Below are 13,999 nucleotides of genomic sequence, written 5' to 3'. Positions count from 1 at the left end.
AGCCGCCTTGAGCACGTGCGTCAGCGCCGGGTGCCGACGCCGACGAGGCCGCGCTCGTACGGGTCGAGGAGCACGCCGCCGACCTCGGCGCGGACACCCGTGATGATCCGCTGGTGGACCAGCGGTATGACGGCGTCCGTGCCGAGTATCGCCGCCTCGGCGGTCATCGCCGCGTCCTGCCGCTTCGCGGTGTCGCTGATCGACTCGGCCTCGGACACGGCCTTGTCGACCTTCTTGTCGCACAGCTGCGCCAGGTTGTAGCCGCCCTCGCAGGTGTAGTCGCTGGCAAGGATGGAGAGGGGGTCGCCGGTGTCGAGCATGGTGTTGCGGGCGGACACGAAGGCGTCGAACTTCCCGGCCAGCGCGTCACTCTCCAGCCGCGAGTACTCGCGCACCTCCAGCTTCACCTCGAACCCGGCCTTCTCCAGCTGCTGTTTCAGCACCTGGGCGGCCTCGGGCAGCTCGGGCCGGTTGTCGTACGTGGCGACGGTGAGCGTCCTGCCGGTGGCGGAGCCCGCCGCGGCCCGGCCGGCCGGCTCGACGCGCTTGTCGGACGCCCAGGTGAGGGCGGGCCCGTAGATGCCGGCTCCGGCGTCGGCGTATCCCTCGTAGACGCCCTTGGCGAGGGCGGAGGTGTCGATCGCCTCGCGGGCGGCGGCGCGTGTCCTCGGGTCCTCGAACGCCCCGGACCCGGTGTTGAGCAGCAGGCTGGTGGTGCGGGTGGTCGCGGTCTCGCGACGGGTCGCCCTGTCGAGGGAGGCCGCCTGCGAGACGGGTACGGCCTCGGCGATGTCGGCCTCGCCGGTGCGCAGCGCGTTCGTCCGGGCGGTGCCGTCGGCGATGAACTTCGCGTCGACGCCCGAGGCCTGGGCACGGCCGCCCCAGTAGTCGTCGAAGCGGTCGAGGGTGGCCGCGGTGGTGCCGGTGGTCCCGGTGAGTTCGAAGGGTCCGGTGGCGGTGCCCACGGGGCTGACGGCGTCCTTCTTCGCGTACGCCTTCGCCGAGAGGATCACCAGGCCGGGGCTGGACAGCCGCAGCGGCAGCGCCGGGTCGGGGTCGGCCGTCGAGACGCGTACCCGGCCGTCGCCCGCGGCCTCGGCGGTCAGTTCGACGCCGGAGAGGGCGGCGGTCACGGGGTCGGCGCCCGCGGCGCGGGTGAGGGCGGCGGCGACGGCCTTCGGGGTGACCTCGGTGCCGTCCTGGAATGCGGCGTCCCGCAGGGTGAACAGCCAGCCGCGGTCGTTCTCGCGGGTCCACGACTCGGCGAGCGCGGGGGCGGCGGCGCCGTTGGCGTCGAGACGGGTCAGGCCCTCGGTGACGCCGAGCCTGCTGAGGAGGGTGGCGTCGGCGCCGTACGGGGAGAAGTTCTCGGCGGGCGGGAAGGCGAGCGCGACCTTCAGCCGGGCGCCCTCCGCGCTGTCGGCGGACCCGTCGCCGCCGCCGGACGCGAAGCAGCCGGTGAGCAGGGGGGCGAGCAGCAGTGCGGCGACGAACCTGCGACGGCGTGGCAGAGGAAGCATGGTCACTTTCGTTCGGTGCGGGGGTGCCCGGCGCGGGCAGGCCGCGTCGTCAGGAGGAGGCCGGGGCAGGGGTCAGGACAGGAGTAAGGGCAGAGGTCAGGGCAGGGGGACTTCGAAGTGGATGATTCCCTGGCCGCCGCCCGGTTCCTCGCGTTCGTCGTGGACCGCCTTGCCCAGCGAACGCCAGAACGCCTCGGCGCCGGGCACCGACGGGTCGGTGTGCAGATAGGCGGAGCGGTAGCCGCCGTCGGCCGCCGCGAAGTCGAGCAGTCCCGCGACGAGCCGGCGGGCCAGACCCTGTCTGCGGTCGGCGGGGCGCACGTACACCCGGCGCAGCTGGGCGGTCTCGCCGGAGGGGTAGCGCTCGGCCACGTGGCGCGGGTTCGGCGGGTGGGCCGGGCCGCGGGCGTCGAGGGCGGCGGTCGCGGCCACCGTGTCGTCCCGCCGGTCGACCGCGACCAGCAAGGTGTGGCGGGCGGGCGCGACGTAGGCGCCGTGGAGGTCGATGATGTCCCGGTGCCAGCGGGGTACGTACCCGGTGCCGAAGTCCCGGTACACGGTGTCGAGCATCACGGAGCGGGCGCCGTCGACGTCGTCGGGGGTCGCCGTTCTTATGCAGTAGTCGCGCACTTGCGCATCATATGCATTAAGCCTGTACGGGTCTGGCGGCGGGCCCGCCGATCAGGGCCTCGCGGGTCCGCCCGGGGTCGGGCCGGTCCGTCGCCACGGCCCCTTCCACACGACCCAGACATGCCCGTCGGGGCCGTGGTGCACGTTCAGTCCGTCGACCACGGCGAGCAGCGGCAGGTCCTTGGCGCCGGTCCGGCCGTCGGCGTCCAGCGGGACCGCCACGTCGTCGGTGGCCGCGACGGTGATGCCCGAGGGGTCCGCCGTGAGGACGATCCGGCAGCTTTCGGCGGCGCTGCGCGCCAGCAGGCACCGGCTCGCGGAGCAGCCCGCGTCGAGGACCGGGGAGACGAACGACAGCGGGGCGTCGATGACCTGGGTGACCGCCACGGCGGCGGCCTGGGCCGCGAACTCCCCGTCCTGGCGCGCGAAATGGGCCGTGAACTCCATTTCCTGGACGGGCTCCATGAGCCCGTGCTCGGTGAGCAGCGCGGGCCCGTCCGAGGAAGCGCGTACCGGCGTTCCCACCGCCATCCCTCCTTGGCCAGACAGTCGTGCGAAGTGCGTGGTGCGGCCAGGGACCGGGGCAGCACGGTGACTGTACGTCGACAACACCCCTATGAACAGGGCGCGTTGAGCAAACACAAAGACCAAAAGTCAACGGCTGCAGCCGAAGTTCACTAGGTCGAGTGAACTAGATCTTGCGTTGAGCGCGGTATGGATGGTTCCGGCCCGCCACGGGTAACAACCGAGATCGAATACGCCCGCCCCTGTACGAGGTGGAGCCGACATGCCACCCCAACCCCATGATCACGACGCCGGACCGCCCGATGACGCCGGACCGCCCCAGGGCGGCACCGGGGAACCCGGGCTCGCAGGCGCGGCGGAGCCCGGGGCCGACGGCGCGCCGAGGTTCCGGGCGCCCCCGGCGAATCCGTATGCGCACAGTTACGAGGGCCCCGGGTTCGTCGTCGTCGAGGTGCTGGGCGAGATCGACATGGCGACGGCGGGCGCCCTGGAGGAGCATCTGGACGCCCTGACCTCGGACGGAGTGCCCAGGATCGTGGTGGACCTGAGGGCGGTCGAGTTCTTCGACTGCTCGGGGCTGCGGGTGCTGTGCCGGGCCGAGCGCCGGGCCCGGGAGCGCGGCGGCACCCTCCGCCTGGTCTGCGACCAGCCCCGCGTCCACCGTCTGTTACGCGCCTGCGGCCTCCTGGGCCGCTTCCCGCCCCTGACGGAACTGCCTCCCGCACCCCCTCCGGGGAACGACCGCGCCCCCGGCGCCCGATGAGGGAGACGGCACCGGTCGACCCGGTGGAGCCGGACACGCCGGGGCCGGCGGAGAGACGGCCCCACTCCGTCTCTCCACCGGCCCCTGTTGCGGGGTCACGTGACGCTCCGCGACGGGACTCGCACTCCCCATCCGCATCTGCGGGCCTCCGTCGACGCACTCGGAGCACCGCGCGACCCCGGCCCTTTCAGTACGTGAAGACGGTCGTCCCGTAGGACTCCTTCACGCACTCGTTGGCGAAGGTGCGCTCGTAGGAGATCCGCTTGCCCTGCCAGACGCCCTCGACCGTGACGACGACTGGGTCGTACTCACGGGTGCACAGGACGTCGGATCTGGTGGACAGGGCGTCGAAGTCCCCGCTCACCGCCCGCAGTTCGGCGCAGGCGGAGACCGCGGCGGGGTGGGTCCCCGAGGCCGTCGGCGCACAGTTCAGGGTGACCGCGCGTTCAGGTGTGGCTTCGGCCGCGAACTCCCCGTGGCCCGTGGTGAACACCAGGGCCGAGGGGGCGTAGAGCGCGGTCGGCGAAGGGGTGGCGAGGGCGGTCCCGGCCAGGGGACCGCAGACGGCGGTGGCCGTCAGGGTGATCGTCGCTGCCCATCGCGCGGTGTTCGGCATTGTGTGCATCCTTCCGCTCGGTCGAACGCCGCACCGGCCCGGTGTTGCCGGTGCGGCGAGCGCGAGTCTGCCGATTCCCCGGCGGAAACACACCTCGACCCCACGCGTTTCGGTAACCTTGCGTATTGAATCAGTGGCGCGAAGTGACAGAAATCGAACACGCCTCCCTTGGAACTGAGCGGGCGCCCTGTCGAGGCGGCCACCCACTGGCCGGATATCCCCTGCTCGGCAATAGGCCTGAAACATTCCGCTTCAGGCCGGGCGGGTGTCGTCGATGGGCCCCCACGGCACGGGGCTCGGCTTCTTCTCCGCGTTCCCGCGGCTGCCGCGGCCGTTGCGCCTCTCCCGGTGGGACGGTGGGCGGTTGCCGGCAGCGAAATCCGGACAGCTCCTGACGCGGAGGCTGCCCGGGAACGCGGTCTTCGTAGACTGCCCGGCCATGGAAGAGATCTACGGACTGGGCGAGATCACCTGTCCGTCCGGTGAGTTGGTGATCGTCGACGGCGGTCATCTGGGCATGTGGAGCGGAGAGGATTCACCGGCGCTGGTGGACCCCGGAGCGTTCGGCGTCCAGGATCCGGCGGTCGCCGCCGACATGGGCGCGGCGACAGACTTCCGGATCACCGGCCCCGACGCCGACACCGCGGCCCACTCCTTCGGCCGGCAGCCCGGCCGCACGCTCCACGACATCCCGGCGTCCGGGGTCGCGCACCTGGTCGAGCTCTTCGGCGCGCACTGCCGGGAGCAGGGCCTCGACGCCGCGCTCGAAGCCCGGGCCGACCGGGTGCCGCACCGGGAGCGGGTGCGGCGGTGCGCGGAGCGGGGCGGCGGCTGCTTCCTGATGAACGGTGTGCCGGTGGTGGCCCTCGGCGGAGTGCCCCGGGACCGCCCGCTGCCGGTCCTCGCGACGGGCAGCGGCATCGTGGTCCCCGTGGGTCCCTCCCCCGCCGTCGCCGTCAAGTCCGTGGAACTCGGGGAGATCCGCGTCGACTGGGCCCGGCTGTTCTTCGGCGACGCCGACGCGCTGAGCGCCTGGCGGCACGAGGACCCCGTCGACGGGCTGGCCGATGTCGCGTTCTGGGGTGCCGCCGAGGCCGACGCCGCCGCCGAGTTCGCGGCACCCGAGCTGGGCGGGCCCGGCGAGCAGGGCGTGAAGGGCTGGACGGGACTGCCGGTGCCGGACGCGATGCGACTGGCCACCGCACTCTTCGACTGGAAGGACGCGGACCCGCGAAGGCGGTTGATGGTGGACTTCCGTCCGCACTCGCACCACTGGCAGATCATGCGGGCGGTCCGCGCCTCGGCGCTGGACTCCGGCACCGTACAGGTCGGCGGCGCACGGGTGCTGTGCGCGATGACCGGCCAGGGCGACGGCTGGTTCCCGGTCTCGGCGGACCTGGATCCGACGGGCCGCCTGGTGTCCGTACGGGTGTCGTTCCCGGTCTGAGGGCCTGTGTCATATTTCCGGCCGGGGCCGGGTGGCGCCCCGTCGGCACAGAGGTGCGCCCCGTGCTGGACGGATCTTGTCCCGCTCGTCAGGATCATCGCGGGGCCGTGGGCGGGAACGGCACGGTCCCGGCCGGCAGATCCAGGGCGAGAGGCGGAGCGCGGGGATGACGAAGCACTGGGCGGACTTCCAGTACGAGATCTATCTGAACGGGATGACGGGCGCGGTGCCCCGGCTGCCCACCGATCTGACCCGTCTCGAGGAGCTCACCGAACAGCGGCTGGGGCCCGGCCCGGTGGGCTATGTGGCGGGCAGCGCGGGCAGTGGCAGTACGGCACGGGCCAACCGGGCCGCGCTGGAGCGCCGCCGGATCGTGCCGCGCATGCTGCGGGACGTCCACGAACGCGACCTGTCCGTCGAGGTGCTGGGGCGCCGGCTGCCCGCGCCCCTCGCCCTCGCGCCGGTCGGTGTCCTGTCGATCATGCATCCGGAGGCCGAGCCGGCGGCGGCCCGGGCCGCCGCCGCACAGGGGGTTCCGTTCATCCTGTCGTCCGCCTCCAGCACGCCGATGGAGCAGGTCGCGCAGGCCATGGGTGACGGGGAACGCTGGTTCCAGCTCTACTGGGCGAAGGACCGCGAGGTCACGAAGAGTTTCCTGGACCGGGCCAGGGCCTGCGGGTTCACCGCACTGTTCGTCACCCTGGACACCCCCCTGCTGGCCTGGCGGCCACGCGACCTCGACCAGGCCTACCTGCCGTTCCTGCACGGCGTGGGCACCGCCAACTATTTCTCCGACCCGGCGTTCCTGGCCGGTCTGGCCAAGCCGGTGCACGAGGACCCGAACGCGGCCGTCATGCACTTCGTCGGCATGTTCGCGGATCCCGCGAAGACCTGGCCCGACCTGGAGTTCCTGCGGGAGAACTGGGACGGTCCCATCGTCCTGAAGGGCGTCCTGCACCCCGACGACGCCCGGCGGGCCGTCGACGCCGGGATGGACGGCGTGGTCGTCTCCAACCACGGCGGTCGCCAGGTGGCCGGTGCCGTCGCCGCCGCCGACGCGCTGCCCAAGGTGGCCGCGGTCGCCGGGGACCGGCTGACCGTCCTCTTCGACAGCGGTATCCGTACCGGCGACGACATCTTCAAGGCGCTGGCGCTGGGCGCCGAGGCGGTGCTGGTCGGGCGGCCGTACGCCTACGGGCTCGGCCTCGACGGCCAGGCCGGCGTCGAGCACGTCATCCGCTGTCTGCTGGCCGAACTCGACCTCACGCTCGCCCTGTCCGGGCACGCCGGGCCGGGCGGCCCCGGCGCCGACGACCTGGAGGAGGGGACCGCCTGACCACCGCGTCACAGCCCGAGGGCGGCCCGGCGTTCCGCGTCGTCGTCCGCGCGGCCCGGTTCGTCGGTCTGCGAGGTCCGCGGCACGGCGTCGCACGTCGCCTCGGCACACTCGTCCCCCGGCCCCGGCCCCGCTCCGGCCCTCGACCCGGCCCCGGAGTTCGTGCCGATCCGTGTGTCGGCGGCGGAGCGGCCGGCGGTCGGCTCGCCGGACGGCGCGTCCGTGCCCGCTATCGACAGCGACTCGGGCGATTCCCTGGCGCCGTCGGTGAGCCAGCGCTGGTCGTCGCCGCGGTCACGGATCTTGACCACGACATCCGCCTCGACCTCGTCCGCGGCGGGAGCGACAGCCAGCTCCGTCTGCCAGCGGGGCAGCAACTCGCCCCGCACGGTGAGGTCGTAGCGCACGTCGTCCCCTCTCTTGGCGGACGCGGCGGCGCAGTTCCCCAGGACGATCACGCCGGCGTCCACATGGGAGTCCAGGCACAGCGCGGGGTCGGCGACGCTGCGCAGGAGGCCGTCCTTCTCGTACGACCACTTCTGTGTGCCGGCGGCCGAGCAGGCGTCCAGTTCGGCGCCGGCGCCGGCTTTCGCCCTGCCGCCCTTGATGTCGAGGCAGAGGTCGGCGGCGAGGTTGCGCAGCCTGGTCCGGATGGGCCCGGTGGGCAGGCCCGCCGAGCCGGGCGGGGACGACGATCGGGCGGTCGGGGCCTGCCCGCCCGGGGAGAGACCGGCGGACGCCCCGGCGGTGGGTGACGGGTCGGCGCCCTCGTGGTCCGGCGACCACAGCCTCATGACCAGGACGGTCGCGAGCAGGGCCACCGAGACGAGGCCCGCTCCGGCGAGGAGTGCCGTCGAGTACCGCGGGCCCGGGGAGGAGTGCCGCCCCTGCCGGGCGGAGCGCCGCGACAGCAGAGGGGGACGGCCGCCGCCGCCCGGGCGTCTGCCGGTGTGCCGGACGGACCGGACCGTCGAATGGCCGCTGCTGGGCCGGGATTCGAGATAGCGACGGGCACCCCAGCCGAGCACGCCCTCGGCGAGAAGTCCGCCGAGACCGCCCTCGAAATGGCTCAGTTGCTCGGCCGCGTAACGGCAGAAACGGCAAGCCAGCAGATGTTGCTGCACATCGGGCAGCAAGGCGCCGCCCCGCCGAATCGGAACGTCGAGGAGACGGTTGTAGTGGCGGCAATCCTTGTTCGGCGCGAGTTCACGATGGGCTCGTACACAGCCTTCGCGGAATTTCTCACGGGCCTGTTCGAGCGCCGCCGACGCGTTGTCGACGTCCATGCCCAGCAGACCGGCCGGTACGGATATGTCTTCGGCCTCGACCTCGATGTGCCAGAGGACGCACTGGGCGAGTCCCGGCAGAGCCTGGAAAGAGCGTTCCGCGAGCTTGCGGTTTTCCGGCGTCATGGACTTCGTCACCCGCATACCGCGACCGCCGGCCGGTTTGCGGAGATCCGGAAGGGCCTCGGATATACGGTCCTGCGCGGACCACACCTTGATGATGTCCCGCACGGCCACCAGGAGTTGGGGTCGCAGGGCGGCGGCGGACCCGGCGCGGCGCAGGCGTTCGAGTACCTGCTGGAAGGCGGCGGCGGTCACCATCGACGCGACGTCCGCCGAGGAGGCGAGGCAGATGACCGCGTAGTCGTGTGTCGACTGCCAGTGCCGCGCGAGCAGCAGCGGGACGGGATGGGTGAGTTCGCCCTCCGGCTGTGCCCTGAGGAGAGCGGCGAGGCTCTCGTCGGATTCTCCGGGGGCGGACCCGGAGGCGGGCGGAAATGGCGGACGAGGGGGGTGGGGGGTGTGCACTGAGCGGTTTCCTTCCAGGGCACAAGGTTTGGCACACAGGAGTTCTGACCGCCGAAAAGGGGCTCCTATTGGTGCGTACCTTTCCGGCTGGGCGGCACGATGTAATACCGAGCGGGGAATCAGACCTGGCCATGGGCCATGTGCGAGGAAGTTCACCCTTGCACATGACGCTCACAGGCAACAAGGCGCGTGAGCCACTTGGGCAACATCCGCCCATTGAAGGAAAGTCAGTGTCCAACTCGGCCAACTCGTGGCGGGCCAAACGGTTCGGCACGGTATTGGTGACCGAGCGCCCCGTGTGAAGCGTGTACCCGCGTCCGGGACTCTCGCACGCTCCCGGCGCGAGAAGGGCCGGTGGTCCACTGGACCCGGCCCTTCTCGGAAGGCCCCGCGCGGGACGGCGGCTCTCCCACGCGGAACGGGCCGCCGACCCCGATCTCCCGCCCTCGGTCGGCGGCCCCGAGGGCGGGATCGCCGTGTCCGCCCTACCGGTGCTCGTCTCCGTGGCGACCCGGCGCGGCTGCCCAGCCGCCCCCCAACGCCGTTGTACGGAGCCGGTGTTGCACACCCGCGAGACCGGTGTGATCACATGGCGCCCCGGCCGTTCTCCCCGGGCCCGGAGCGGGACGCGGACGGCCTGCCGGGCCGGAACGGGCGGAGGGACGGACCGCGCAGCGGACGGCGCCCGGTAAGGGGGCCTTGCAAGGGGCCCGGCAGGTCAGGTCGGCGTACGTGGACGGGAACCGCCGCGCAGTGTGCGCAGGGGCCGGACGCACTACTCTGGGACAGAAGTGAGGCATCTGTTCCCCCTGAGTGCGTGCGCAATGGAGTGGCGGCGATGTGAGGAGCCACAGCGGGACATCGGACGACGGCCCGGCCTATCCGTTTGACGAGACCTGCACGGCAAGGGCCGTCATCGACGGTGCCGGCATCGTCGTCGAGTGGAACGAGGGCGCCCGGCGTCTGCTCGGGCACGCACCGGCCGACGTGGTGGGACGGCCGGCCGCGAAGCTGCTCGCGCCGGACGCCGGTGAGCCGCGGCCTTCGGCGGCCGACAACCGCTGGACCGGCACGCTCGCGCTGCGCCACGACGACGGCGGCACCCTGCGCGTGCGGCTGCTCGCGCACCGGCGGCGCCCCGAGCTGGGCGACCGCAGCGACTGGCTCGTCGTGACCCCGCTGGAGAACGGCACCGTGGCGGGGCAGGATGATGCCCTCGCCGCGACCTTCCTGGACCAGTCGCCCTGTGCGACCGCGATCTTCGACGAGCGGCTGCGGCTGCGCAGGGTCAACGCGGTGATGGCCGAGTCGCTGGGCCTCCCGGAGGAGCACATCCGTGGCCTGCGGCTCCCGGAGATCGGCGGCCGGCCGCAGAACGAGGAGCTGGAGGGGCACATGCTCCGGGTGCTCAGGACCGGCAGACGCGAGGACGTGCAGACGTATCTGGGCACCGCCCCCGCGGGCCGCGCCCAGGCCTGGCTGGCGCGGATGGCGCCGCTGACCGACGCCGGGGGCCGGGTGCGGGGCATCTGTCTGTCCGCCCACGACTTCACCGAGCAGTACCTCGCCCGGGAGCGCCTGCAGCTCGTGAACGAGGCGAGCATCCGTATCGGCTCCACCCTCGACGTCACCCGTACGGCGCAGGAGCTGGCCGACGTCTGTGTGCCCGCACTCGCCGACTTCGTCAGCGTCGACCTGGTGGATCCCCCCGACCGCGGCGGCGAACCGTACGTCGGACCGGTCCTCGCCCCCGTGCGTCTGCGCCGCGCCGCCCACCGGTCGGTGAATCCCGGCGATCCGGAGTCGGTGGTCAAGCGGGGAGAGGCGGACACCTATCCCGCCCGCTCACCGCAGGCCGACTCCCTGCTGGCCGGCCGCACCATCGTGGCCGCCGATGCCGCGACCACCCTCGCGGAGTGGCTCGTCTGGGACCCGGCGCGCGCCGACCGGGTCAGGGAGCTCGGCATCCACTCGACGATGTCCGTGCCCGTACAGGCCCGTGGCGCGACCCTGGGCGTCGCGGTATTCACCCGGTTCCGGCGGCCCGACCCGTTCACCGCCGACGACGTGCTGCTGGCCGAGGAGGTCACGGCCAGGGCGGCCGTCTGCATCGACAACGCCCGCCGGTTCTCCCGCGAACGCGAGACCGCGATCGCCCTGCAGCGCAGTCTGCTGCCCCGGTCACTGCCCCGCACGGCCGCCGTCGAGGCGGCCTCGCGCTATCTGCCCGCGGCGCGGGCGGGCGTCGGCGGCGACTGGTTCGACGTGATCCCGCTGTCGGGCATGCGGGTCGCCATGGTCGTCGGAGACGTCGTCGGCCACGGACTGCAGGCCTCGGCCACGATGGGCCGGCTGCGGACCGCCGTGCGCACCCTCGCCGACATCGACCTGGCGCCGGACGAACTGCTCACCCACCTCGACGACCTGGTCGTGCGGCTCTCCTCGGAGGCGGGCGGCGAAGGCGTCACCGGGGAGGTCGGCGCCACCTGCCTGTACGCGGTCTACGACCCGGTCAGCCGCCGCTGCACCCTCGCCCGGGCCGGTCATCCGCCGCCGCTGATGCTGCCGCCCGGCGGGCCGCCCGAGGAGATCGACGTACCGCCGGGGCCGCCGCTGGGCCTGGGCGGGCTGCCGTTCGAGTCGACCGAGCTGCGACTGGCCGAGGGCACCGTCCTCGCCCTCTACACCGACGGCCTGGTCGAGAGCCGCGAGCGTGACCTCGACCAGAGCCGCGCGCTGCTGTTCCGGGCGCTGGCGCGGGCCTCTGTTTCCCTCGACGAGACCTGCCACGACATCCTGCAGTCGCTGCTTCCTTCCACCGGCGCGTCGGACGACGTGGCCCTGCTGCTCGCCCGGACGAAGGGCCTGCCGTCCTCCCAGGTGGCGACCTGGGAGGTGCCTGCCGACCCCGCACTCGTCGGCCCGGTCCGCAAGCAGGTGGTCCGGCAACTGGCGGCGTGGGACGTCAGCGAGGCGGCGTTCACGACCGAGCTGGTGGTCAGCGAGCTGGTCACCAACGCGATCCGGTACGGCGAACGCCCGATCCGGCTCCGGCTCATCCACGACGCCGCCACCCTGATCGTGGAGGTCTCGGACTCCAGTCACACGGCGCCGCATCTGCGCCGCGCCAAGACCTTCGACGAGGGTGGCCGCGGGCTGCTCCTGGTCGCGCAGCTCACCCAGCGCTGGGGCAGCCGCCACACCACCGAGGGCAAGACGATCTGGGCGGAGCTGGTGTTCGGCGACGAACGCGGGGGCGACGAGGCCGGCGCGGAGCCCGAAGGACGCGAGAACGGCGAGGGCTGAGACGCCCGGCGGCGAACGGCCCCCGGCGCCGGGGGCGTACACCGCGGCGCCCGCGCCCCGAACCGCCCCGGCCCCCGTCCGCGGAGCCCGGCTCACTGATCCGGGCCGGTGTCAGGAACGTCTCAGAACCGTCACCGGGTGACCCGCAGCACGGAGGCGTCTCGTGTCTCGGGTGTCACACCGCGGACACCGCCGCGGCGACATCGACGGGGAGGCACCACCTCATGAGCAGCAAGCGTTACGCGTTGATCACCACGTCCGCCCTGGCCGGCGCCCTGATGCTGACCGCCTGCAACGGCGACGACCTCGACACGGGCGGGGCCCACGCGTCGGCGGGCGGTCACGCCTCGGCGGACTCGGCCCAGGCCGCGGGGGCGATCGGCCGCTACGGCAAGGACGCGGCGGGGGCGACGTTCTTCGCCTCCGCCCTCACCGGGGACAACGAGGTGCCGGTGGAGGGCAAGCCGGCGGTCGGCGACAAGGACGGAAGCGCCGTGGCGCTGATGCGCGTCCAGGGCCAGGACGTGTCCTTCGCCCTGGCGTGGACCGGTACGGCGACGCCGACGCTCGCGCACCTGCACCAGGGCGGCCGGGGTGTCAACGGCGATGTGAGGATCCCGTTCTTCACCGAGAAGCTCAAGGACGGCAGCACGCACGTCTACGGCACCGTGAAGGTGAAGGACGCGGCGCTGCTGCGGGACATCAAGGTTCACCCCGAGAAGTTCTACTTCAACCTGCACACCGGCGAGTTCCCCGGTGGCGCCGTCCGCGGCCAGGCGTTCGCCCTGCCCGGCAGCGTCAACCTGCCGGAGACCATCCGGAACTCGGCCCTGCGCGGTGTCGTCAAGGGATCGCAGGTCTACGCCTGCACCGAACAGCCCGACGGCACCCACGCGTTCACCCGGGACAACGTCGAGGCCACCCTCCAGGGCGCCATCGACCACACCTTCGCCGAGCCCGGTCCGACGGGTCCCCCGCAGTGGATCGCGCCCGACGGCTCCGCCGTCACCGGCAGCGTCGTCAACAAGTTCGACAACGGCGAGGGCAACATCCCCGAACTCATCCTGAAGGCGACGCGGACGGGTGCGGACAAGGGGCTCCTCGCCAAGACGCGGATCGTCCTGCGGCTCAACACCGAGGGCGGGGTGGCTCCCGCGGGCAACTGCGACCCCGCGGCCCACCCCACGGCCAAGGTGCCCTACAGCGCCGACTACCTCTTCCTCGCCACCCGGTAAGCCGTACGGAGCCCGTACGGCACCGTACGGGCTCCGTACGCGCGGGTCGGCGGCGAGTGACGGTCGCGGTGCCCCGCTCGTCACTCTTTCGGCACTGCCCGCTGCCTACGGTCGGTCACGTATCGAGATCCCTTGCCGTGTGCTTCCCCGTCCGGGCGACCCCCGCCCGCCCGGACGGAGCACCGGTGCGACAGAGAACCAGGAACACGTGACCATGACGCTACTCGCGGGCATCGCTCCGACGACCTCCTCACCGGCTCCCCGCCTCGTGGACGAACTGGTGGAGCAGCACAGAGACGCACTCCTCGCCTACGCGCAGAGGCTGCTCCCGGACCACCACCTCGCCGAGGACATAGTCCAGGAGACGTTCATCAGGGCGTGGCGTCACGCGGACCGGCTCCTGAACCGGGAGGGCTCCGTCCGCGGCTGGCTGTTCAAGGTCGCGCGGAACCTGATCGTCGACCGGTCGCGCAGCGCCTACGCACGGCACGAGACGGTGACCACCGACGACGGGGACCCGGCGCAGGAGGACCACACCGGACCGGCGCACGCGTCCATGGAAGCCGTCTCCCTGCTGCGGAGTCTCTCGCCGGAGCACCGGAACGTACTCGTGTACCTCTACATCTACGGACTCACCGTGGACGAGACGGCACGCGTTCTGTGCGTACCGGCGGGCACCGTGCGATCACGCAGGCACCTGGCGCTGCGTGCCCTGCGCAACCGGCGCGCGTCGCTGGGGTACTGACCCCGGCGTTCTCCCGCACCCCTTGAAGGGCCCCACCGGTCGACTGACCGAGGTGGGGCCCT

General features: G+C 72.6%; 11 protein-coding genes. 6 read left to right on the top strand and 5 right to left on the bottom strand.

All coding sequences use genetic code 11. From position 1 onward, the window contains the following. Positions 1–20: 20 nt before the first annotated feature. From K3769_RS36165 to K3769_RS36155, 3 genes are all read right to left on the bottom strand, one after another. The gene (locus K3769_RS36165) at positions 21–1,520 is read right to left on the bottom strand and encodes an ABC transporter substrate-binding protein (RefSeq protein ID WP_267030442.1); all 1,500 of its coding nucleotides are present in this window, start codon (positions 1,518–1,520) and stop codon (positions 21–23) included. Between the two features lie 96 nt (positions 1,521–1,616). Next, entirely contained in the window at positions 1,617–2,150 is a 534-nt protein-coding gene (locus tag K3769_RS36160) for a GNAT family N-acetyltransferase (RefSeq protein ID WP_267030441.1), read from the bottom strand. A 51-nt stretch (positions 2,151–2,201) separates the two neighbouring features. Continuing rightward, on the bottom strand, positions 2,202–2,681 hold the full coding sequence (locus K3769_RS36155; RefSeq protein ID WP_267030440.1) for a hypothetical protein: 480 nt from the start codon (positions 2,679–2,681) through the stop codon (positions 2,202–2,204). A 256-nt stretch (positions 2,682–2,937) separates the two neighbouring features. Between K3769_RS36155 and K3769_RS36150 the strand changes: the two genes are divergently transcribed. Beyond that, complete coding sequence (locus tag K3769_RS36150) at positions 2,938–3,438, top strand: STAS domain-containing protein (protein ID WP_267030439.1); 501 nt, start codon at positions 2,938–2,940, stop codon at positions 3,436–3,438. Positions 3,439–3,625: 187 nt separating this feature from the next. Here the strand turns inward: K3769_RS36150 and K3769_RS36145 are convergent, their stop codons facing one another. Next, positions 3,626–4,054: a protease inhibitor gene (locus K3769_RS36145; protein ID WP_267030438.1), complete on the bottom strand. Its 429-nt coding sequence runs from the start codon at positions 4,052–4,054 to the stop codon at positions 3,626–3,628. A 439-nt stretch (positions 4,055–4,493) separates the two neighbouring features. Here K3769_RS36145 and K3769_RS36140 point away from each other — a divergent pair, with 439 nt between their 5' ends. Continuing rightward, complete coding sequence (locus tag K3769_RS36140) at positions 4,494–5,501, top strand: hypothetical protein (protein WP_267030437.1); 1,008 nt, start codon at positions 4,494–4,496, stop codon at positions 5,499–5,501. Positions 5,502–5,667: 166 nt separating this feature from the next. Beyond that, positions 5,668–6,837 (top strand): lactate 2-monooxygenase, encoded by a 1,170-nt coding sequence (locus K3769_RS36135; protein ID WP_267030436.1) that lies wholly within the window; start codon positions 5,668–5,670, stop codon positions 6,835–6,837. A gap of 8 nt (positions 6,838–6,845) precedes the next feature. Here K3769_RS36135 and K3769_RS36130 read toward each other — a convergent pair whose 3' ends face one another. Then, positions 6,846–8,651, bottom strand: coding sequence for an RICIN domain-containing protein (locus K3769_RS36130; RefSeq protein ID WP_267030435.1), 1,806 nt, complete (start codon positions 8,649–8,651; stop codon positions 6,846–6,848). Positions 8,652–9,491: 840 nt separating this feature from the next. On the opposite strand from K3769_RS36130, the gene K3769_RS36125 reads away from it, so the two are divergent. The 3 genes from K3769_RS36125 to K3769_RS36115 all read left to right on the top strand — a co-directional run bounded on the left by K3769_RS36125 (position 9,492) and on the right by K3769_RS36115 (position 13,937). Then, on the top strand, positions 9,492–11,957 hold the full coding sequence (locus K3769_RS36125; protein WP_267030434.1) for a SpoIIE family protein phosphatase: 2,466 nt from the start codon (positions 9,492–9,494) through the stop codon (positions 11,955–11,957). Between the two features lie 224 nt (positions 11,958–12,181). Then, entirely contained in the window at positions 12,182–13,192 is a 1,011-nt protein-coding gene (locus tag K3769_RS36120) for a CHRD domain-containing protein (protein WP_267030433.1), read from the top strand. Positions 13,193–13,406: 214 nt separating this feature from the next. Continuing rightward, on the top strand, positions 13,407–13,937 hold the full coding sequence (locus K3769_RS36115; protein WP_267030432.1) for a sigma-70 family RNA polymerase sigma factor: 531 nt from the start codon (positions 13,407–13,409) through the stop codon (positions 13,935–13,937). Positions 13,938–13,999: the final 62 nt, after the last annotated feature.

Origin of the sequence: Streptomyces ortus, from assembly GCF_026341275.1 — a bacterium.
GTDB lineage: Bacteria > Actinomycetota > Actinomycetes > Streptomycetales > Streptomycetaceae > Streptomyces > Streptomyces ortus.
This window is presented reverse-complemented; position numbering and strand designations above follow the sequence as displayed.

Coding starts and splice junctions, on each gene's coding strand:
- K3769_RS36135 (WP_267030436.1), top strand. CDS start 5,668: ATGACGAAGCACTGGGCGGACTTCCAGTACGAGATCTATCTGAACGGG.
- K3769_RS36165 (WP_267030442.1), bottom strand. CDS start 1,520: ATGCTTCCTCTGCCACGCCGTCGCAGGTTCGTCGCCGCACTGCTGCTC.
- K3769_RS36120 (WP_267030433.1), top strand. CDS start 12,182: ATGAGCAGCAAGCGTTACGCGTTGATCACCACGTCCGCCCTGGCCGGC.
- K3769_RS36115 (WP_267030432.1), top strand. CDS start 13,407: ATGACGCTACTCGCGGGCATCGCTCCGACGACCTCCTCACCGGCTCCC.
- K3769_RS36145 (WP_267030438.1), bottom strand. CDS start 4,054: ATGCCGAACACCGCGCGATGGGCAGCGACGATCACCCTGACGGCCACC.
- K3769_RS36150 (WP_267030439.1), top strand. CDS start 2,938: ATGCCACCCCAACCCCATGATCACGACGCCGGACCGCCCGATGACGCC.
- K3769_RS36155 (WP_267030440.1), bottom strand. CDS start 2,681: ATGGCGGTGGGAACGCCGGTACGCGCTTCCTCGGACGGGCCCGCGCTG.
- K3769_RS36140 (WP_267030437.1), top strand. CDS start 4,494: ATGGAAGAGATCTACGGACTGGGCGAGATCACCTGTCCGTCCGGTGAG.